This window comes from Bordetella ansorpii, from assembly GCF_900078705.1.
Classification (GTDB): domain Bacteria; phylum Pseudomonadota; class Gammaproteobacteria; order Burkholderiales; family Burkholderiaceae_B; genus Bordetella; species Bordetella ansorpii_A.
Window position 1 is genome coordinate 522,952 of sequence record NZ_FKIF01000010.1, and the last position, 19,651, is coordinate 542,602.

Consider the following 19,651-nt stretch of genomic DNA (forward strand, 5'->3'; position numbering starts at 1 on the left):
CGCCGCGGCGGTGGTGGTGGTTGTTTACGCCAGGATAACGCCAGCGCGCGGCGCGGCAGGGCAGGCGCGGCGGGTCGAGACCGCCGCGCCTGCCTAGTTCTTGCCTTGGGTACTTTCGGGCAGCGTCGGATCGCTCGCTCCGCCGCCCGTCAGCCAGGCGCTCCATTGCCCGTCGCTCAACTCCTGCGCGCCCGGCTGTTTCTTCAACAGGCGCAACGCGATCACGGGTTCGACCGTCTTCACGGTATAGGTGGCCGTGCCCGACTTCTGGACCTGGAAGCTGGTGCTGGCGTCGGAGAACACCTTGCTCGGCAACCCGCCGAGCTGGGCGTCTATCTTCGCCGCGACCTCGGAGAGGGTCGTCACACGGGCCTCGATCGATTGAATGACGACATCGCCGACGACGACCGCGAGGGCGCCCTGGCTATACAGCGATTGCAGGCGCTGATGGGTGGGTGAGTTCGAGGATTTGCGCAGATAAGCGTCGAAGGCGGGCTTGCTGAGCATGCGCTTGATTGCGGGTCCCAGCTTCATGTCCACGCTGGTCACATTCTTGCTGTCCAGCGCAATTCCCAGGTTCAGCACGCCGCTGATCTTGGGAAGCAGCACCTCCAGCCCATAGTTGGACGATTCGTCGGACTTGAGGTTGATCTCGCCGCCCACGCCGATCTCGGCGTATTCGACCCTGTTGGCCCTCACGCGCATCAGTCCATCGAAATCCTTGGGCTGGGCGCTCGACATTTCCACGCCCACGCATTTCCAGGTGGCGCATATGAAATCGGCATCCGTGACTTTATAGCTGGCCGATCCATCGAACCGGTAGGATGTCGCGACGCCAAAATTGTTCGTCGGATACGACAGCACCTGATACTGCTGGAAGTCATCGCCAAGGGATTCCTGGATGCGCTTGGCCAGTATTTCGCTGGGGGAGGAGCATCCCGCCAACATCGCGGGAAGGATGATCACGCCAGCCATCAATGCACGGAATCTATTCATAGAACATGATCTCGCTAATGTTGTTGAGGATATCGCTGGAGCGCAATCGCTCTTCTTTCTCTCCGCTCCTGCAGAGGCAGAAATCCGACACCTCGCCGTTTGCATACGCTGCCCAGCGCAGCGGAGACTGGAGCAGGACATACGTCCTGTCTTTCTTCGGCTGCAGGGCAAGGAATACCGGCGAGCCATGATTCGACCGGCCGAACATCAGTGGCTGCGGGGGTTGCTCCCCCTGCCGCACCGTCAGATAGGCCTTGCCTGCATACTGGGTGATGTCGCGCTTGCGGCCATCGTGCGAGTAAATGGCGCCGCCGGGCGGCTGCAGCAGCCGCGTCATGTCCGGCGTGCCCGCGGAGCGGTATTTCCCCACCAGCGGTGCTTCGATCTTGCCCGCCATCACCAGGCGCTGCCACGCCTGAACGGCGTTGACCGTCGATCCCTCCGCCGCCCACAGCAGGCGGGCGACGAGCAGGCGAGCGGCGATGGCTGGCGCTGCAAAACTCGTGCCGAAATCAGCCTTTCCCTTGCACGTCCCGTAAGCGCCGACGACTCTTCCATAGTCGACGGTGGTGATGCCCGTCGCCTCGGCCGATGTCATGCCTTGGGCGAAACCCTGTTCGCTTTTGGCGCCGACCAGGATGGCGCCCAGCCTGGTTTCGGAGGTGCGGAATGTTTGAAGCGGCTCGCTGTTCCGATAGAGACTGCTTTCGATCTCCCCGCTATTGAGGACCGCCGACACGAGGCTGACGGAGGGGGGCAGGAAAAGCATGTCGCGGGGAAACACCGAGGTCTGTGACGTCGTGCTGTATGAACTGGACACCACCAACGTGTCGGTCAGCTTGACCAGGCGGCCGTACTGCGCCTGAAGGAACAGCGCTGGCAGCACGTGCTTGCGGGTGTCCCCGGCGGAAGCCTTGGGGCTGGGCTGGCGTTTCAAGACGGCAAGGGTATCGAGATACTGTTGCCTGGTTTGGCCGTCGAAAGTGGCCTGTATCCAGTCGGCGATCAATGTCTCGTTCGCGGAGCGATTGGCGTAGAAGTCCAGGTTGACGGTCTCGATCCTGCTCTTGAGCGCGCCTGCTCCCATTGCGTCCAGTATCTGTTCCGCCCTGTCGCGCACGAGATCGCCATGGGCGCAGTCCGATGAGCCCGGCGCAGCGAAGAAATCCATCAGGTAGAGTTTTCCAGGCTGCCCCAGCGCACGCGCCACGGTGTCCGCGGGCAGCCGCGCGGCGTCGTTCGTGTCTGGGGCGCCCTGCGTAGGCGTTGCCGGGATTGTCTGCTGCACCTCGACTTCGATGTCGCCCTCGGCGGGGCCCAGATGGAAGGCATTGCCATAGGTGGAGGGGCCGGCCCCCATGCCGCGCAGGTCGTCGACGGCGACTCTCAGGGCATAGCCCTGTGTCGCCGCACGAATCCGGTAGGCCGATGTTTCGCTTTGCGGCGTCAGCGTGTAATTCCGCAGTCCATCCCGCTGTTGCGACACACGGGCCGCGGCCGCCGGTGTGGCGACCAGCGCCGCGCCGTCGATCTGATCCAGTATCTGAATAAGCGGCCGGCCACCGGTGTTCGCGGAAGCCTTGCGGAAGAAGGCGGGCAGCTTCAACTGCTGGCCGGCGAACACACGATCCGTGTCCAGATCATTCAGGCGCTTCACCGCCTCGACCAGATCCTGCTGGGTATCGCGATCCCTGGATGTGTCGGCATAGCCGTATTCGCGCGACACGACATTGTTCAATCCCTCGTTGGGTCTGACCGTGGTGGTGTTGGCGATGCTCCCGGTCTGCAGGGAAGCGTCGAGCAGTTTCTGCCGGATGTCGCCCGTTACTTTGTCGGGATTGACGTATACGAGCACATAGGGGGATTGCGCCGCCGCCGGGGCGACTGTCGCGCCCATCCCCAGCATGGCGAGCGAAAGGGCGCCCGTCGCCATGCGCCGGGACAATCGGTTGGTATTCCACTCCCCGTTTTTTTCCATGCGTCGCACCCGATAGGGCAGTATCCAACGTGACGACGAGCAATCCTGGTGGCGGCATTCCGGAATACGGAGCAGTGCGCCAGTTCAAAAGAATTGTGGCATAGCGATGCGAACGAATTATACGAGTGGTTTCCAAATAAAACCACGTTTCGCAAGGTGGTTGCCGATATTTGACTAGTCGGCCCTGAACAATCAGGTTCTGGGTCGACCAAGCAATGTGACGCCCTGGTTATCTCGGCACAGTCACTGTCATCGCGGTAAAGCAGTCCATCCATAGTGCCAGGAGCAGGGCGTAAAAAAGCCGCAGCCGGCGCAGCAGCAGGCGGATGTTGTGGCCCGCGCCACACAGCACGGCATGCATCGCATCGCCCAGCGCGCCCTTGAGCCAGTTCCGCCCCAGCTTGCCGTCAGCCTTCATGTGTCCGATGGTCGGCTCGATGGCGCTGCGGCGCTTGATCATCGCTTTCAGGCCGCGAGTCAGGCCGCGCCGCTGGCCTGAGCGTAGGATCTGCACACCCGGCACTTCGACCCCGCGGTAACCGCGATCCACGACCGCCGTGGTGATCGGGCTTTCGGCAATGATCCCCGCCTGCTCCAGCGCCTCGGCCAGCGTGTGCCCGTCGTACGGATTGCCCGGCATCGAGCGCGCGCCCACCACGAACCCTTCCTTGAGCGTCGTGGAGATCGACACCTTCACCCCAAACTCGTAGGGCGTCCTGGCCTTGCCCTTGCTGATGCATTCGACCTCGGGCGCATGCAGCGCGTACAACTTGTTCTTGTCCTTCGGGCGCTGATCCAGGATACGTTTGGTCCGTACCATCAAGTCTTGCAGCGAGGCGCGCGCCGTCACCTGCACCCGATCCATCTGCCGGTCGATGTCACGCCAGACCCGCCCCACGCGCGAGCGCAATGTACGCAGCGACTTGTTCATCCGCTTGAACTGCCGGGCGTGCGCATACCGACCTATCTGCACGGCCAGCCTCGGCGCCTCGCGGTTGTAGTTCTGCCGCAGCTTCAATCCGTGTTCGGTCGCCGCCTTGACCAGGTGCGCGCGACTGCGCTCGAGCAATCGCGAATCGGTCGGATGCGAGATCGCCTTGGGAGCCACCGTCGTATCCACGATCACCGTCTTGAAGCTGGCCGCGCGCAGCAGTCCGCCGCCTTTGGCTGCCGCCACGGTCGCAGCCAGCAACTCCTCCACTCCCGCCTCGCCCAGACGAGTGCGCCAGCGCGTCAAACTCGACGCGTCGATCGGCGGCTCGGTCTGCAAATAGGTCTCGCCGGTGAATACCTGCCAGTACGGGTTCTCCACCCAGCCCCACACCACGGCCTCGTCCGACAGATCGAACGCGTGTTGCAGGTACAGCAGCCCGGCGATCAACCTCGGCGACGTGGCGGGGCGGCCTCGGCCCGAGGTGAAACCCGATGCGCACACGGCCTCTATGCGCTGCCAGTCCATCAGATCGGCCAATTGCACGATCGGATGCTTCAGGTTGATCTGTTCGCGCAATGGATGGCGGAACAGATCGCCGCTCCGGGCTGCTGGCGTCTTCGGGCCCATCTAAACCTCGGATAAATTTGCAGGAAAACGGGCTTCTATTATCTCCAATCCTGCAATTCCTCACCACCTATCCTGCTTGGAAAGCCCTATGAAATAAGGCTCCGCAGGATTGTTCAGGGCCGACTTGACTATGTGAGGAAACCGGCCGGCTCATCCATGAAGACGAAGACCGGCGGTATCGGCTTGATATCCGGATGCCTCGGGCCGATTTTCATATTGCATTTTTCCGCGTAAAAAAAACCGAGGCCAAGGCCTCGGTTTCGATGGAGCTATTATTATTCGACGCGCGGACAGCCCTTCAACCCTCGAACTGATCCAACGTAAACCCCGCCCGTTCATCCTGCGCGAATTCCTTCGCCAGGAACGGCATGGCTTCCTTCAGCGCCGCATGCAGCGTCCACGGCGGGTTCACCAGGAACATGCCGCTGCCGTGCAGGCCGAACCCATCGGCCGCCGGCTTCTTCACCGTCAGCGTGGCATGCAGCCAGCTCTTGACCTGCAGATGCTGCAGTTGCCGCGCCAGTTCCCCCGCCTCGACCCGCTGCACCAGCGGATACCAGACCATGTACGTGCCCGTGGCGAAGCGCTTGAGGCACTCCTTCACGGTAAGCAAGGTGCGGCGATAGTCGCGCTTGTCTTCGTAAGACGGGTCGATCAGCACCATGCCGCGGCGCGTGGGCGGCGGCAGCAGCGCCTTCACGCCCTCGAAACCATCGGTGCCGAACACGGTGACCTGGCGCAGCGACGGGCTGGCGCGGTGTTCCAGGTTGCGCATCAGCACGTCGATTTCGGTGGGGTGCTGCTCGAACATGCGCATGCGGTCGCGGTCGCGCATGGCGTCCAGCGTCAGCCAGGGCGAGCCGGGGTAATAGCGCAGGCGGCCGTCCGAGTTGTAGCCACGCACGCGGGCCACGTATTCGGCCAGGATGGGCGGCAGGCCGGTGCGGTCCCACAGGCGGGCCACGCCCTCGGCGTGTTCGGCGTTCTTGGCCGACCAGTCGCCGTCCAACTGGTACAGGCCCGCGCCCGCATGGGTGTCCACCACCCAATAGGGGGCGTCCTTGCGGTTCAGGTAGTCCAGCGTGTGGATCAGGATGGCGTGCTTGAGCACGTCGGCGTGGTTGCCTGCGTGGAAGGCGTGTCGGTAGCTGAACAAAGCGTGTCCTAGGCGGCCGGCCGGATGGCGGCCAGCTCGTCGGTGAAAATGGCGTCGACGCCCCAGTCCAGCAGCAATTGCGCGCGGGCGGGGTCGTTGACGGTCCAGGCGCACAGGCGGTAGCCCGCGTCGTGCACGGCCCGTACCCGTTCGGGGGTGGCGTCTTTCTGGTTGATGTTCAGGGCCACGCAATCATGCTTGCGCAGGCGCGCGGCCCAGTCCTCGGGAATGGTCGACACCAGCAGGGCGCGCGGCAGCTCGGGGGCGGCCTCATGCGCGGCGGCCAGCGCCGCTTCCGAGAACGAGGACATCAGGGGCGGCACGGACGCGCCTTGCCAGAACTGGCGGGCCAGCAGCGCCACCGCGCGCCCGGTCTCGGCGTCGCGGCCGGGGCAGGGCTTGATTTCGACGTTGCAGGCGATGCCGTTGGCCAGGGCCTGGCGCGCGATGGCGCCGAAAGCGGGAATGGGCTCGCCCGCGAATTCCGGGCTGTGCCAACTGCCGGCGTCCAACTGCGCCAGCTCGGCGTAGTCGCGCAGCCTGGCCGGGCCGTGGCCGTTGGAGGTGCGGTCCAGGTCGTCGTCGTGCAGCAGCACGGCGACCCCGTCGCGGCTCAGTTTCACGTCGAATTCGGCCATGCGGTAGCCATGCCGCCGGCCCATGCGCAGGGCGGCCAGCGTATTTTCGGGGGCCAGGCGGCCGCCGCCGCGATGGGCGATGTGGGTCGGGTAGGGCCAGTCGAACGTGGCGGTCATGGGGGCGGGGCGGGCAAAGGCGCGCGGACAAAGGGCGCACAGGAGCGCCGCGGAACCTGTAAGCATAACAGCGCGCCTTAGGGGATGTGGCACGGCATGTTGCATTGCGATGGCCGAAATGCCGGTATGGCGGGGTCGATTTTGCATGTGAGGGCCAGCCCTTGCGCGGCGCGTTGTGGTGGTAAACTCCGGCCACCTAGCAAGGGCGAATCGATCGCCCTTTTTTATGCGCTTTCTGAAGCCCCGGCGTGCCAACGCATGCCGGGCGTGGCAACAGGGATTCCATGTTCGAGTTTATTCGCACTCATCGTCGCTGGATGCAGTTCATCCTGCTGCTGCTGATCGTTCCGTCCTTCCTGCTCGTCGGCGTGTCAAGCTACGATAGCTTCATCAACCGCGAGCCCGAGCTGGCCGACGTGGGCAAGCAGGAAGTGTCGCGCGCCGAGTTCGACGCCGCGCACCGCAACCAGCTCGAGCAGATGCGCCAGCGCATGGGTTCGCGTTTCGATCCCATGCTGGTCGACACGCCGGCCATGCGCCGCGAACTGCTGGACCAGTTGATCGATCAGCGCCTGCTGGCCCAGGTGGCCGCCGACAACCGTTTCTCGGTGTCCGACGGCACGCTGCGCAACACCATCGCCGCCATACCCCAGGTGCAGGACAACGGCCGTTTCTCGCCCGAGCGCTATCGCCAGGTGCTGGCCGGCCAGGGCCTGACGCCGACCACCTTCGAGGCCGGCCTGCGCCGCGACCTGGCCGTGTCCCGCGTGCTGCAGCCCGTCACCGCGTCGGCGCGCCTGCCCACGTCGGTCATCGACGGCATCGAGTCGGCCTTCGTGCAGCAGCGCGTCGTGCAGATGCGTACGTTCGCCGCCGCGGACTTCCGTGGCAAGGTCCAGGTGTCCGACCAGGACATCCAGGCCTGGTATGACGCCAACAAGCAGCAGCTGGAAGTGCCCGAGCAGGTGCAGGCCCAGTACCTGGTGCTGGACGAGTCGGCCGCCACGCAGGGCGTGAAGGTCTCCGACGCCGACATCGAAAGCTACTACAAGCAGAACCAGTCGCGCTATGGCCAGCCCGAGCGCCGCCGCGTCAGCCACATCCTGATCCAGGTGCCTGCGGGCACGTCCGAGGCCGATCGCAAGAAGGCCCGCGAGCAGGCCGAGGCCATCGCCAAGCAGGCCGCCGCCAATCCGGCCGGCTTCGCCGACCTGGCCCGCAAGGATTCCCAGGACGCCGGTTCCGCCGCCCAGGGCGGCGACCTGGGTTGGGTCGTGCCCGCCAGCCTGCAGCAGGCCGTCGCGTCGCTGTCCAAGGACCAGGTCTCCGGCGTGGTCGAATCGCCCGCGGGCTTCCACATCCTGAAGGTCACCGACTTCCAGGCCGGCACGGTGCGCCCGCTGGCCGAGGTCAAGGATCAGGTCGCGGCCGAGATCCGCAAGCAGATGGCCTCGGCCCGCTTTTCCGACATGGCCACCAGCCTGACCAAGCTGGTGTACGACCAGCGCGACAGCCTGCAACCCGCGGCCGATGCGCTGGGCGTGAAGCTGCGCACGGCTTCGGGCATCACCCGCAACGGCCTGCTGCCCGCCGCCCAGGCTGGCGCCGGCGCGGCGTCGGCCAGCCCGGATGCCCAGATGCTGGACAATCCGCGCGTGCGCCAGGCCCTGTTCTCCTCGGAAGTGCTGCGTGACAAGGCCAATTCGGGCGTCATCGAACTGGCTCCCGACACGATGATTGCCGTGCGTGTGCAAGAGATCAAGCCGGCCCACGTGCCGGCCCTGGCCGACGTCAAGGCCAGCATCCACGACCGCCTGGTGGCCGAACGCGCGGCCAAGGCCGCCCGCGAGGCCGGCGAGGCAGCCCTGAAGGGCCTGCGCGACGGTCCGGCGCAAGCCACGGCGCCGGAAGGCTTCGGCCAGCCGGTCACGGTCTCGCGCCAGGATCCGGGCCAGACGCCGAGGCCCCTGCTCGAAACCATCATGGGCATGCCGCCCGCCACCGAGGCCAAGCCCGGCTATGCCGGCGTGGCCATGGGCAATGACTACACCGTGGTGCGCCTGAACAGCGTGGGGGCCGGCACGGCGTTCACCGCGGACCAGCGCGCCATGCTGGCCAGCCAACTGGGCGAGGCCTGGGGCGCCGCCGAGCAGGAAGCCGTCATCAAGGTGCTGCGCCAGCAATACGACGTCAAGGTGCTGCCTGGCGCCGAGACGCTGATGAACGCGCCGGTGAACGAAGCGGGTTGATCGTCTTCGGCGCCGACTGAATGAAAAAGGCCGAAACGCCATCAGCGTTTCGGCCTTTTTTCCTGGTGGAGCCTGGCCTACAGCATCGGCTGCAGCTTGGGCCAGACGTTGTCCAGCAGCTTGGGCTGGGCCTGTTCGTTGGGATGGATGCCGTCGGCCTGGAACATGGTGCGGTCGGCGGCGATGCCGTCCATCAGGAAGGGCACCAGCGGCGCGGATTCTTCCTTGGAAACCGTGGCGAAGACCTGCATGAAGCGTTCGGTGTATTCACGGCCGTAGTTCGGCGGAATACGCATGCCGACCACCAGCACCTTGGCGCCGGCCTTGGAGGCGGCCTGGGCCATGGTGCGCAGGTTCTTCTCGGTCATGTCCAGCGACAGGCCGCGCAGCGCGTCGTTGGAGCCGAGTTCCAGCACCACCACCGCCGGGGCGTGCTGCTCGAGCAGGGCGGGCAGGCGCGTGACGCCGCCGCTGGTGGTGTCGCCGCTGATGCTGGCATTGACGACACGGTAATTCGGGTATTGTTCGGCTAACCGGCGGGACAGCAGCGGGACCCAGCCGGTGCCGCGCGTGATGCCGTATTCGGCCGACAGGCTGTCGCCCACGACCAATACGTTGCGGGAACCCGATGCAGGCTGACTGGTCTGAGCCTGGGCGGTGGAAAACAGAGCGGCCGCGGCGGCCGCCAGGAACACACGGAAGAGTAGGCGCATGAATAGCATCAATTCGATCGAGGTGAAGGGGCTGGGCAAGCGCGTGGCCGATGCCGGCGGCGAGCTGTCGATACTGGATGGTATCGAATTTAGCGTGGCAAACGGCAGCGCCGTGGCCATCACGGGCAGCTCGGGGTCGGGCAAGTCCACCTTGTTGGGACTGCTGGCTGGCCTGGATGTTCCCTCCACGGGCAGCGTCAGGCTGGCCGGACAAGACCTGTTCTCCCTGGACGAGGACGCGCGCGCGCGGCTGCGCGCCAATCACGTGGGCTTCGTGTTCCAGTCGTTCCAGTTGCTGCCCAACCTGACGGCGCTGGAAAACGTGATGCTGCCGCTCGAACTGGCGGGCCAGCCGGCGCGCGAGCCGGCCCAGGCGATGCTGGAACGCGTCGGGCTGGGCAACCGCCTGCATCACTACCCACGCACCCTGTCGGGCGGCGAGCAGCAGCGCGTGTCGCTGGCGCGGGCCTTCGTGGTGCGTCCTGAACTGCTGTTCGCGGACGAGCCCACCGGCAGCCTGGACGCCGCCACCGGCGAGACGGTCATCGACCTGATGTTCGAGCTGCACCGCGAGCAGGGCGCCACGCTGGTGCTGGTCACCCATGATCCGCAACTGGCGGCGCGTTGCGGGCGGCAACTGGTGCTGTCGGCCGGGCGTCTGGTGGCCTGAAGCATCGAGCACGGCCCGGGGCGGCGGGCTGCCGCCCGGCCGGTTGACGCAGCCGGCACGGCGCCGGCTGCGTCAACTTTCGTAAGGGCCGGGTGCCGCTTCAGCGCGGCAGGGCTGTCCGCCGTGCGCGCCGCCACTCCAGCGCGCCGATCCCCATGCCGCTCGAGCAGATCACCGCGATCCCCACCCACGTCAGCGAATCGGGAAAATGCCCCCACATCAGCCAGCCCACCGTGGTGGCGCTGATGATCTGCAGGTAGGTGAAGGGCGCCAGGATGGAGGCCGGCGCATTGCGATAAGCGCCGATCTGCAGCAGATGGCCCAGCGCGCCGGTCAGGCCGGTGGACAGCAGCGCCAGCCAGGTCCAGAGGTCCAGCGCCTGCAGGGCGGGCAGGGCGGGCGGCAGGGCGATGGGCATGGCGAAGGTCAGCACCACCGTGCCCACGCCGCCGCTCCAGACCAGCGAGGTATAGGGGTCGTCGCGCGCCACGCGGCGCGTGCAGATGTACTGGGCCGCGAAGCAGCAGGCCGTCAGCAGGCCGGAGATGACGCCCGCCAGCGGCAGCCCGCCGCCGGGGCGGATCACGATCAGCACGCCCATGAAGGCGATGCCCGCCGCCACCCAGCGCGACAGCCTGGGCGGCTCGTTCAGCAGCCACGGGGCGCTGGCCAGCACGATCAGCGGGGCCAGGAAGCCGATCGCCGTGGCCTCGGCCTGCGGGATGTAGTGCAGCGTGTTGAAGAACATCAGCGTGGCGCACAGCATGGCGCCGCCGCGCATCATCTGGTCCCGGGGGGACACCGAGCGCACCACCCTCCAGCCACGGCGTGGCACCAGCAGCGCCAGCACCAATACCAGGTGCATGGCATAGCGGACCCAGGAGAGGATCAGCAGCGGCACGCCCGCGGCCATGAGCCATTTGCCGCTGCCGTCCAGGCAGGACAGCGTGAACAGGGACAGCACCAGCAGCGAGATGCCGGTCATGGGACGGGTAATGGGAACGGCCGCGCGTGACGCGGCCGGGGCGGGCTGGGCCCCGGGCATGCAGGTCTCCTCGTTATCGTGTCGGACCGGCTGCATGCGGCGGCCGGCAGGGCGTCATGATACGCCTGTGCCGGACAGGACCTGTTGGCGGCTGGCCACGCGCAGGTCCATCCCGCGCGGATAACGCCGAGCTTATTTCAGGGTGGGCACCGCGGCTTGCAGTTTCTGCGCGGTCTGTTGCGCCAGTACCTGGGCCTTCTGCTGCAGTTGGGGCAGGCGCTGCATGGTCAGCGCGGCGGTCTTCTGCGACACCACGGGCATTTTCTCGATCACCAGCCTGCCGGTGGGCGTCTGGTAGAACGCGATCAGGCTGTCGATCTCGGCTTGCGTGAACGTCTCGCGGTACACATTGGCCACGTCCTGCATGTAGGCCGGGCCGGTCACTTCCTGGGCGACCAGCGCCGTCAGTTGCTGCGAGAAGTCGCTCAGGATCTTCTGCGTCTGCTTGCGCTGGTCGGCGGTCAGGGTCTGCTGGGCCAGGCGTTGCTGCAGGTTGGCGTTGATCGAGGCGCTCATCTGCTGCACGATCTGGTTCGCCTGGGCCTGCACCTGCGTCACTTCCATCAGTTTTCTGACGGAGGCGTCGCTGGCTTGCGCGGCGTAAGACAGGACGGGCATCAGGCCCAGGGCTAGGCAGGCGAGTTTGGCGCGCATGGTGATTCCCGATGATGGCATGTGCAGGGTATCGGAAGCATCCCATAAAAGTGGCCCGGAAAAAACAGCAATAACTGGATGTTCATATACGTCCAGTTACGGCGCATGATTCCGGCATCCCGTTTTCCCGCACCGCGTCCGCCCCATTCACGGTGGGCCGGCATGGCGGGGTGGCGATTTTTCCAGGAGCCAGGCATGTACGTACCGCAGCACTTTTCCGTCTCCGACGCCGCCACGCTGCACGAGCTGATCCGCGCCTATCCGCTGGGCATGCTCGTCACCCATGGCGCCAATGGCCTGGATGCCAATCACATCCCGTTCCTGCTGGATGTGGCCGGCTCGGGCCAGGCGACGTTGCACGCGCACGTGGCGCGCAACAACCCCGTCTGGCAGGACGTGGCCGATGGCGGCGAGGTGCTGGTGGTGTTCCGCGCCGGCGATGCGTACATCTCGCCCAACTGGTATCCCAGCAAGCACGAGGCGCACAAGCAGGTGCCCACGTGGAATTACCGGGTGGTGCATGCGCATGGCCGCCTCACCGTGCTGGACGACGAGCGTTTCGTGCGCGGCGTGGTGGCGCGCCTGACCCGGGTGCATGAGGCCGGGCAGCCCAGGCCCTGGAAAATGACCGATAGCGCGCCCGAGTTCATCGACGGCATGTTGAAGGCGATCGTCGGCATCCAGGTCGATGTGACGCAACTGGTGGGCAAGAGCAAGCTCAGCCAGAACAAGTCGCTGCGCGACCTGGAGTCGGCCGGGGCCGCGGTGATGGCGCGGGGTTATTCCGATCTCGGCGGCGCCATGCTGGCCTGCGCGGCCGAGAAGACGCCGTGATCCCGCGCCCGGCGGGCCATCCCGGGTCCGGCCGCGCGTGTTCGGCCTCGAACGCGAAGATCAGCCCAGCACGTCCGGGTGGTTGCGCAGCGCCTTGCGGGCGTTGTAGGCAAAGCCCACTTCGCTGCGCTTGGGCGTGAGGATCCAGTCGTGCGCCTCCTTGCCCAGTTCCGGCGGAATGGGCCGGATGGCGCCGGCCGACATCGCCAGCAGCTGCATGCGGGCGGCGCGTTCGAACTGCAGCGCCATCTGGCAGGACATCTCGATGCTTTCGGTGGCGACCAGCATGCCGTGATGCGCCAGCAGGATGGCGCGCTTGTCCTGCAGGGCGGCGCTGATGATCTCGCCTTCCTCGTTGCCCACGGGCACGCCGGGCCAGTCCTTCAGGAAGGCCACGTCGCCGTACAGCACGCAGTTGTCCATGTGGCTGATCTCCAGGGGCACCTCCAGCATGGACAGTGCGGCCGCGTGCAGCGGATGCGTGTGGATGATGCACTGCACGTCGGGCCGGGCGCGGTAGATCCACGAATGGAAGCGGTTGGCGGGATTGGCCATGCGCTCGCCTTCCAGCACGTTCAGGTGCTCGTCCACCTTCAGCAGGTTCGAGGCCGTGATTTCGTCGAACCCCATGCCCAGCTGCTGCGTGTAGAACGTGCCCGGTTCGCCGGTGCGCGCGGTGATCTGGCCGGCCAGGCCGGAATCGTGGCCGCCGTCGTAAAGAATGCGGCAGGTCAGCGCCAGTTTCTCGCGCAGCGACCAGCTGCCGCCGGCCAGTTTCTGTTCCATGTCCCGCTGGGCCTGCTTGACCAGCTGGTCCTTGGACAAGGTCATCGTATCGGTCATAGATCGTCTCCTGAAGGTAAAGGTTAATCCGGATCGCCGTCCTGCAAGGGCACGTAGCCCGGCAGGCTTCGCATGCGGCCCAGCCATTGCTGGATGGCGGGATAGCCGGACAGGTCGTAGCCGCCCAGTGCCGCCATGGCCGTGTAGGGATACAGGGCGATGTCGGCGATGGTGGGCGCGCCGCCGGCGAAATAGGGCTGCGCGGCCAGATGCTGCTCCATGACCGCCGCGGCGCGGTAGCCGATCTCGCGCCACGCCACGATGGCCGGGTCGTCGACCCGGGCGGTGCGGCGCAGGTGCACCAGCAGGCGCGGCTGGGCGTAGGCGTGCATGTGCTGGGTCTGCTCGAAGCTCAGCCACATCAGCACGCGCGACTGCGTCCGCGTGTCCTCGGGCAGCCAGGGCGTGCCGCGCCCCAGATACCAGAGGATGGCGATGGACTCGGCCAGCCAGTCGCCGTCCGCGGTCTGCAGCACGGGCACCTGGCCGATGGGGTTGAGGCGCAGGAACTCGGGCTGCGCCAGGTCGCCCTGCAGGATGTCCAGCGAGCGGCGGCGCACGTCCAGGCCCATCCAGCCGCAGGCCAGGCGGATCTTCCAGGCATTGCCCGAGCGCAGCGTGTCGACCAGCAGCAGGTCCTGGCCTTTCAAGGGGTGCGGGGTGTCGGTGGCCATGGCGTTCAGTTCAGGGTGATGTTGGCGCGCTTGACGATCTCGGCCCAGCGCTTGCGCTCGCCAGCCAGGAAGGCGTCGTGCTCGGCCAGTTCGCCGGAATACAGCTGGATGCCTTGCGCGGCGACGCGGCTGCGCAGTTCGTGCGAAGACAGGGCCTGCTTCAGGGCCTCATTCAGCTTGCCCACCACCGCATCCGGCGTGCCGGCGGGCACGTAGAAGGCGGCCCACGAGGCGATGTTCAGGTCGGGCTTGCCCAGTTGCTGCGTGGTCGGTACCTGCTCGGCGCCTTGCACCGGCGTGCTCGAAGCCAGCATCAATGCATTGAGCTTGCCGCTTTGCACGTGCGGCATGACCACGGGCACGGCGTCCATCACCAGGTCCACCTGGCCGCCCACGGCGGCGTTCACGGCTTCGCCGCCGCTCTTGAACGGGATGTGCAGGATGTCCAGCGACTCGCGCAACTTCAGCAGTTCCAGCCCCAGGTGAGGCGAACTGGCATTGCCGGCCGATCCGAAGTTCAGTTTGCCGGGGTTGGCGCGGGCATAGTCCACCAGTTGCGCATAGGTCTTGACGCCCAGCGAGGACCGCGCCGCCAGCACGTAGGGCGCCGCCGACACCAGGCCGATCGGGCGGAAGGCGCGCTGCGGATCGTAGCCGGGCTTGGGCATGATCAGCGGATTGACCACCTGCGTGCCCACCGTGCCCATGAACACGGTGTAGCCGTCGGGCGCGGCGGTGGCGCCGGCCTGCGCCGCGATCACGCCCCCCGCGCCGGGACGGTTCTCGACGATGACGTTGCCGCCCAATGACTGCGACCAGGCCTGGCCCACGTGGCGCGCCACGATGTCGGTGATGCCGCCCGCGCCGAAAGGCACGATCAGGCGGATCGGTTTCTCCGGGAACGCGGCCTGCGCGCCCGTCGCCACCAATGCCGCCGCCACGCCGAATGCCGCTGCTGATTTCCTGAACATGATTTCCCCTGTGGGTTCTTGAACGGCGCCTGTCGCCATTCTATGACACAAAGTGTCCTATAGAACACTAGGAGTCATCAAAGCGGGGAAACCCTGAAACGGGCCGGAGCAGTCCGAGTGACCGCGGTCGGTGCAAGGGCAAGCGGGGCCTGGCGTGGCGGCTCACGCCGCGCGTGCTGATGTTCCCCGGCGCGCGGCAATGCAATCATTGGCTTGGGCGGCTGCCCTGTCTTGCGGGGCGACGCTCAGTAGTAGATGTCGACGTAATCGGTCAGCCCGCCGCACACTTCCATCTGCTGCAGCCGCCAGTACTTGCGCTTGCCGGTGGCACGGAATTCGTAATCGCCAGTGCGTTCGCAACGGCGGCCCTCGTCCGGGGCGTCCAGGATCAGGATGGTGCCGCGAAAGGTGAAGCGGTCGGCCGAGATCGACACCACTTCGCCCTTGAGTTCCAACTGGCCGGCAGCATTCCTCTGGCCGCCTTCGAGGCGGATCACGTCGTGGTCGTCCACGGCCTTCAACCGGCCGCGCGTATCGGTCCATAGCCACTGCAGGCTGATGCCGCTGTTGTGCAGCAGGCGCTCGTAGGCGGTCTGGTCCTTGATCTCGGTTTTCTGAACCGGTTGCAAGACCGTATTGCCCGCGGATGCCTGGTCCGCGGCGACCGGGGCAGTGGAGAAACAGGCCACGGCGAGGCCCAACGCCAGCACGGACAGGCTGGCCTTCCCTGTCTTCCCTGCGTGTTTCAAGAGACGATCCGGGTTCGTTTGCATGATAAGTAAGGACAGATGGAGGGCGTCGTTCGCGCACTGCGCGCAGGGCGCGAACGGGGGCCAACTTAGCACGCCAGGCCCAGCCGGAACTTGACGATGTGTGTCGGCCGCGCGCGGATCGGGCGCGAAGCCCGGCATGGCTGCGAGAATCTGTTTTCCCCGAGCTTGGTCCATGGCGCCGTTCTCCAAGGCGATCGGGCATATCCGGGAATGACCGCGCGGTTGTATCTGGCCCGGATCACCCGATACGCACCCTTACAGAGTCCGTCACATCCCGCGGATACACTGCCGCCATTCTCGGCTTTCAATAGGCTTAAAAATGGCGGGCAGTAGCTTTTTCGCGGTGTTCGACGACATCGCCATGTTGCTGGACGACGTGGCGGCGATGAGCAAGGTCGCGCTGAAGAAGTCGGCCGGCGTGCTGGGCGACGACCTGGCGCTGAACGCGCAGCAGGTCACGGGCGTGCCCGTCAATCGCGAACTGGCGGTGGTCTGGGCGGTGGCCAAGGGATCGCTGCTGAACAAGGTGATCCTGGTGCCGGCCGCCTTGCTGATCAGCGCCTTCGCGCCCTGGCTGGTGACGCCGCTGCTGATGCTGGGCGGCGCTTTCCTGTGCTACGAAGGCTTCGAGAAGGTGATGCACAAGGTGCTGCATGCCGGTGAAGGCAAGCACGCCGAGCGGAAGCGGGCCTTGCAGGACCCGAACGTGGACGTGGTGGCCTTCGAGAAGGCCAAGATCAAGGGCGCGGTGCGCACCGACTTCATCCTGTCCGCCGAAATCATCGCCATCGCGCTGGGCGCGGTGGCGGGCGCGACGTTGATGACGCAGGCGTTGACGCTGGCGGGCGTGGCATTGCTGGTGACCGTGGGGGTGTATGCCCTGGTGGCCGGCATCGTGCGGCTGGACGACTGGGGGCTGGCGCTCAGCCAGCGCAGATCGGCATTCGCCCAGGGCATGGGCCGGGGCATCGTCTCGGCCGCGCCTTATCTGATGAGGACACTGTCCGTGGTCGGCACGGCCGCCATGTTCATGGTCGGCGGCTCGATCCTGGTGCACGGCGTGCCCGCGCTGGCGCATGCCGTCGAGGCGATGGTGGCGGCCAGCGGGTCGAATGGCCTGGTGCAGGGGCTGGTCAATACCCTGGCCGGGGCGATCGTCGGCATCGTGGCCGGTGGCGTCATCGTGGGCGCCGTCACGTTGATCAAGAAGATGATCGGCCGGGGCGAGGCGGGCAGGGCGTGAGTGCTGGCGGCGATGCCGGCGCCCGTACGGCGCCGTTGGCATGCCGGTCTGGCCGCTTGCGCCCGGCGGGCTCCCGTCAACACCCGCCCGCATCCTGGCCAGCGGGCGTGATCCTCGGCAATCCCAGGCTGAGGTCCAGATCGCGTTCGACGTTCATCCACGGGCTGACCACGGCATAGAAGCCCTTGCACGGGGGCCATTCATGCGGGTCCGGCCGGGGATCCGCATGCTCGGGCGCCGTCACGCCCACGTTCAGTCCGACCAGGAACACCGATGTTTCGCCGGCCACGTGGAACACGGGGGCGCCGCTATCGCCCTCGGCGCTGAGGTAATTTGCCAGGAGTTGACCGGTCAGCACCCCGCGGTCTTCAAACGTGACCGTCACATTCTTCGCGCAGATGACGCCGTCGCGCAACTTCGTCTTGGTCGACGCTCCCTGCATGGCGACGGCAATGCCCGCGGCCGGCGAGTCGTAGATGCCATCGACGGTGTAATCGGCGCTGCTCGATTTCCAGATTGCGTGTTTCCTGATGTCGGTCGCGGAGGCGACGAATGCGCTGTCGCTGCTGGCGCGGTCCTGGTAGTCGCTGACCGCCACCACGGTCCCGGCGAGCCAGTCGTGCGCATTGCTATTCCGCGGTTGATAGAGACGGGTGTCGGCCCGAACCGCCACGTGCCCGCAGGTGACGAATCCCGCTCGATCACCGCGCGTCGCGGCAAGACAGAGCGTGCCCACGCTGTTCTGCTCGGGGCTGCGTAGTTGCAGGCCGCCCCGCAGCGGCGGGTTGTGGTCTTGCTTTCCGGCATGGCGCATGGCGGGCGGGCAAGGGAAAAGCCGCAGCGGCGCACCGCCCGCCAGCGCTTCGAGAGGACGGCGCACGTGTGCAAGGGCTGCCGCCGTCTCGATGCCGACGGCGACCTGGCCCCGTTCGGCGTCGATATGGCAAAGCGTGACCGGCAGGCGTGCTCCCGTGCCCGTCATCAGGCTGGTGATGCGTTCATGGGCGCGCTGCAGGATGGCGTTGAACGCCGGATGGTTCGTTGCGTTGGCGATGCGAGGCATTGTATGGCTCCCTTGGTAGATGGCCGCATCACCGGCTCGCGCCGATGATGCGATCGGGTCCGCGCGCGGCGGATGCCGTGGGGATCGAGGGCGGCGGGGCTTACGCCGCGCCGCCATCCCGCAGCAGGTCCAGCGCGGCTTCCTCACCCGAGAAATAGGCGGCCTGCAGCGTGCCGTAGCATGCCGTGTCGGTGGCCTCGCCCGCAAAGCGAAGCCGCTTGACGGGGGCAGCCAGCGCGCGGCGGGCCCGTAATGCCATCGGGTCTTCGGGGCCTCCCCCGATGAAGGCGCTGTACGAGTAAGCCCCGCCCGCGGCGGGGTCGTGGCTCCAGTTGGTGATCGCCCGGCCGTTCGTGAAGAACACGCCGTCGAATGCGGTCTGCACCCGGGCCTTGAACATGTCGAACACCCGGCTGTCGGCGAACTGATCGAGCGCCTCGGCGAAATTGCCCGCTGCATGCGCGACCAGGACGTCGTCCGCGTGCGGCAGGCGGTAGCATTGCCAGACGCCTGGCGGACTGTCTTCGGCCAGGTAATAGTTGGTGCCGGGCACGATGTCGTCGGGCGATGTGCGCAGGCGCAGCGCCAGCTTCTTGTACGAACCCAGGCGCAGCACTTTCAGCGCGTCGCGGTGCCCCTGCGGCAGCGCCGGCTCGAAGGCGATGCGGTCATTGCCAAGCACCGACACCGGCACGGTGATGATGCAGGCGTCCACGGTCAGGCTGTTGCCGCCGTACGTGAGGGTGACCCGTTCGTCGTCGTGGACGATCCTGGACACGACCGCGCCGAAGTGCTCGGAATACGCACTGCCGAAGGTTGGCCGCAGTTGCTGGCCCCATGCCGCGACCAGGCTGCCGATGCCCTTCTTCACGAACAGGTTGGGCTTGCCGTCGCCTGGCGCTTCGCGCGCGCGATCCGCGGCGATGTACTGCCAGGTCTCCGCCGATTCGGTGAACGGGCCATAAGGCGAGGTCGCGTGGCCGAACAGTTCCACGTCATCGGTCCTGCGCGGTTTGCCCGCGACAATCAGGTTGGGTTGCCGGCTGTTTGCATCGAACGACAACTGGATGCCGTCGACGACCTCCTGCACCGCGGGCTCGCCGGTCGGCAGCGTCTGCCAGCCGTCTTCGGTCTCGACACGCAACCGGTAGTCGGCATCTTCCTCGACCGTTTCGAAGCCCAGTCGCTCGGCGATGCCGGTCAGCGGATTGCGCGTGGGGTCCTGGATGTACTGTGCCCCCTTGTCGAAGGCAAAGCCGGGAATCGACGTGGTGTCGGTGCAGGCCCGCCCCCCGTAGCGGCCGGTGGCCTCGAGCAGGTGGACGGCGCTCACGCGTTCGTCCTGGAGCAGCGTATAGGCGGCCGCGATGCCCGCGACACCGCCGCCAACGATTGCAACTTTCATGGGAACACTCCTTTCAGGGGTAGGGAGCGGTGCTGGCGCGGGCGGCGGCCCGCGGGCAGGCCGCCGGT

General features: G+C 66.4%; 18 protein-coding genes. 4 read left to right on the forward strand and 14 right to left on the reverse strand.

All coding sequences use genetic code 11. The features are described 5' to 3' along the window. Nucleotides 1–93: 93 nt before the first annotated feature. The 5 genes from A6745_RS26735 to ugpQ all read right to left on the reverse strand — a co-directional run bounded on the left by A6745_RS26735 (nucleotide 94) and on the right by ugpQ (nucleotide 6,446). A complete protein-coding gene (locus A6745_RS26735) occupies nucleotides 94–966 on the reverse strand; it encodes a hypothetical protein (RefSeq protein ID WP_156513561.1) in 873 nt (290 codons plus the stop codon). Between the two features lie 22 nt (nucleotides 967–988). Next, complete coding sequence (locus A6745_RS26740; RefSeq protein ID WP_156513562.1) at nucleotides 989–2,974, reverse strand: hypothetical protein; 1,986 nt, start codon at nucleotides 2,972–2,974, stop codon at nucleotides 989–991. A 229-nt stretch (nucleotides 2,975–3,203) separates the two neighbouring features. After that, nucleotides 3,204–4,535 carry an IS5 family transposase gene (locus A6745_RS26745; protein WP_066124824.1) on the reverse strand — a complete coding sequence of 444 codons (1,332 nt, stop codon included), beginning with the start codon at nucleotides 4,533–4,535 and terminating at the stop codon, nucleotides 3,204–3,206. Between the two features lie 298 nt (nucleotides 4,536–4,833). Continuing rightward, nucleotides 4,834–5,691, reverse strand: coding sequence for a 23S rRNA (adenine(2030)-N(6))-methyltransferase RlmJ (locus tag A6745_RS26750; protein ID WP_066134366.1), 858 nt, complete (start codon nucleotides 5,689–5,691; stop codon nucleotides 4,834–4,836). Nucleotides 5,692–5,699: 8 nt separating this feature from the next. Then, nucleotides 5,700–6,446: a glycerophosphodiester phosphodiesterase gene (ugpQ, locus tag A6745_RS26755; protein ID WP_066134368.1), complete on the reverse strand. Its 747-nt coding sequence runs from the start codon at nucleotides 6,444–6,446 to the stop codon at nucleotides 5,700–5,702. A 284-nt stretch (nucleotides 6,447–6,730) separates the two neighbouring features. On the opposite strand from ugpQ, the gene A6745_RS26760 reads away from it, so the two are divergent. Next, nucleotides 6,731–8,695, forward strand: a complete 1,965-nt coding sequence (locus tag A6745_RS26760) for a SurA N-terminal domain-containing protein (RefSeq protein WP_066134371.1) — start codon at nucleotides 6,731–6,733, stop codon at nucleotides 8,693–8,695. A gap of 77 nt (nucleotides 8,696–8,772) precedes the next feature. On the opposite strand, the gene A6745_RS26765 is transcribed toward A6745_RS26760, so the two are convergent. Then, complete coding sequence (locus A6745_RS26765; protein ID WP_066134374.1) at nucleotides 8,773–9,408, reverse strand: arylesterase; 636 nt, start codon at nucleotides 9,406–9,408, stop codon at nucleotides 8,773–8,775. Between A6745_RS26765 and A6745_RS26770 the strand changes: the two genes are divergently transcribed. After that, nucleotides 9,407–10,078 carry an ABC transporter ATP-binding protein gene (locus A6745_RS26770; protein WP_066134377.1) on the forward strand — a complete coding sequence of 224 codons (672 nt, stop codon included), beginning with the start codon at nucleotides 9,407–9,409 and terminating at the stop codon, nucleotides 10,076–10,078. The genes A6745_RS26765 and A6745_RS26770 overlap by 2 nt on opposite strands. Nucleotides 10,079–10,178: 100 nt before the next feature. Here A6745_RS26770 and A6745_RS26775 read toward each other — a convergent pair whose 3' ends face one another. Both A6745_RS26775 and A6745_RS26780 read right to left on the reverse strand, forming a co-directional pair. Further along, nucleotides 10,179–11,123, reverse strand: a complete 945-nt coding sequence (locus A6745_RS26775) for a DMT family transporter (protein WP_066134380.1) — start codon at nucleotides 11,121–11,123, stop codon at nucleotides 10,179–10,181. Between the two features lie 132 nt (nucleotides 11,124–11,255). Next, nucleotides 11,256–11,777, reverse strand: coding sequence for a DUF2059 domain-containing protein (locus tag A6745_RS26780; protein ID WP_066134383.1), 522 nt, complete (start codon nucleotides 11,775–11,777; stop codon nucleotides 11,256–11,258). 195 nt (nucleotides 11,778–11,972) lie between these two features. Between A6745_RS26780 and A6745_RS26785 the strand changes: the two genes are divergently transcribed. Beyond that, complete coding sequence (locus A6745_RS26785; protein ID WP_066134386.1) at nucleotides 11,973–12,611, forward strand: FMN-binding negative transcriptional regulator; 639 nt, start codon at nucleotides 11,973–11,975, stop codon at nucleotides 12,609–12,611. 60 nt (nucleotides 12,612–12,671) lie between these two features. On the opposite strand, the gene A6745_RS26790 is transcribed toward A6745_RS26785, so the two are convergent. From A6745_RS26790 to A6745_RS26805, 4 genes are all read right to left on the reverse strand, one after another. Then, entirely contained in the window at nucleotides 12,672–13,454 is a 783-nt protein-coding gene (locus tag A6745_RS26790) for an aldolase (RefSeq protein ID WP_066134389.1), read from the reverse strand. 23 nt (nucleotides 13,455–13,477) lie between these two features. Beyond that, nucleotides 13,478–14,128, reverse strand: a complete 651-nt coding sequence (locus A6745_RS26795) for a glutathione S-transferase family protein (protein ID WP_066134392.1) — start codon at nucleotides 14,126–14,128, stop codon at nucleotides 13,478–13,480. A gap of 5 nt (nucleotides 14,129–14,133) precedes the next feature. Next, nucleotides 14,134–15,099 (reverse strand): Bug family tripartite tricarboxylate transporter substrate binding protein, encoded by a 966-nt coding sequence (locus tag A6745_RS26800; RefSeq protein ID WP_066134395.1) that lies wholly within the window; start codon nucleotides 15,097–15,099, stop codon nucleotides 14,134–14,136. 245 nt (nucleotides 15,100–15,344) lie between these two features. Beyond that, nucleotides 15,345–15,848: a hypothetical protein gene (locus tag A6745_RS26805; protein WP_156513563.1), complete on the reverse strand. Its 504-nt coding sequence runs from the start codon at nucleotides 15,846–15,848 to the stop codon at nucleotides 15,345–15,347. Between the two features lie 343 nt (nucleotides 15,849–16,191). Between A6745_RS26805 and A6745_RS26810 the strand changes: the two genes are divergently transcribed. Continuing rightward, entirely contained in the window at nucleotides 16,192–17,115 is a 924-nt protein-coding gene (locus A6745_RS26810) for a DUF808 domain-containing protein (RefSeq protein WP_066134401.1), read from the forward strand. A gap of 76 nt (nucleotides 17,116–17,191) precedes the next feature. Here A6745_RS26810 and A6745_RS26815 read toward each other — a convergent pair whose 3' ends face one another. Continuing rightward, a complete protein-coding gene (locus tag A6745_RS26815; protein ID WP_066134404.1) occupies nucleotides 17,192–18,178 on the reverse strand; it encodes a chymotrypsin family serine protease in 987 nt (328 codons plus the stop codon). 100 nt (nucleotides 18,179–18,278) lie between these two features. Further along, nucleotides 18,279–19,583, reverse strand: a complete 1,305-nt coding sequence (locus tag A6745_RS26820) for a flavin monoamine oxidase family protein (RefSeq protein WP_066134405.1) — start codon at nucleotides 19,581–19,583, stop codon at nucleotides 18,279–18,281. Nucleotides 19,584–19,651: the final 68 nt, after the last annotated feature.

Bases quoted from the DNA above. Each gene is read 5' to 3' on its own strand.
- A6745_RS26740 (WP_156513562.1), bottom strand. From the start codon at position 2,974: ATGGAAAAAAACGGGGAGTGGAATACCAACCGATTGTCCCGGCGCATG.
- A6745_RS26745 (WP_066124824.1), bottom strand. From the start codon at position 4,535: ATGGGCCCGAAGACGCCAGCAGCCCGGAGCGGCGATCTGTTCCGCCAT.
- ugpQ (WP_066134368.1), bottom strand. From the start codon at position 6,446: ATGACCGCCACGTTCGACTGGCCCTACCCGACCCACATCGCCCATCGC.
- A6745_RS26760 (WP_066134371.1), top strand. From the start codon at position 6,731: ATGTTCGAGTTTATTCGCACTCATCGTCGCTGGATGCAGTTCATCCTG.
- A6745_RS26770 (WP_066134377.1), top strand. From the start codon at position 9,407: ATGAATAGCATCAATTCGATCGAGGTGAAGGGGCTGGGCAAGCGCGTG.
- A6745_RS26765 (WP_066134374.1), bottom strand. From the start codon at position 9,408: ATGCGCCTACTCTTCCGTGTGTTCCTGGCGGCCGCCGCGGCCGCTCTG.
- A6745_RS26775 (WP_066134380.1), bottom strand. From the start codon at position 11,123: ATGCCCGGGGCCCAGCCCGCCCCGGCCGCGTCACGCGCGGCCGTTCCC.
- A6745_RS26780 (WP_066134383.1), bottom strand. From the start codon at position 11,777: ATGCGCGCCAAACTCGCCTGCCTAGCCCTGGGCCTGATGCCCGTCCTG.
- A6745_RS26785 (WP_066134386.1), top strand. From the start codon at position 11,973: ATGTACGTACCGCAGCACTTTTCCGTCTCCGACGCCGCCACGCTGCAC.
- A6745_RS26790 (WP_066134389.1), bottom strand. From the start codon at position 13,454: ATGACCGATACGATGACCTTGTCCAAGGACCAGCTGGTCAAGCAGGCC.
- A6745_RS26795 (WP_066134392.1), bottom strand. From the start codon at position 14,128: ATGGCCACCGACACCCCGCACCCCTTGAAAGGCCAGGACCTGCTGCTG.
- A6745_RS26800 (WP_066134395.1), bottom strand. From the start codon at position 15,099: ATGTTCAGGAAATCAGCAGCGGCATTCGGCGTGGCGGCGGCATTGGTG.
- A6745_RS26810 (WP_066134401.1), top strand. From the start codon at position 16,192: ATGGCGGGCAGTAGCTTTTTCGCGGTGTTCGACGACATCGCCATGTTG.
- A6745_RS26815 (WP_066134404.1), bottom strand. From the start codon at position 18,178: ATGCCTCGCATCGCCAACGCAACGAACCATCCGGCGTTCAACGCCATC.
- A6745_RS26820 (WP_066134405.1), bottom strand. From the start codon at position 19,583: ATGAAAGTTGCAATCGTTGGCGGCGGTGTCGCGGGCATCGCGGCCGCC.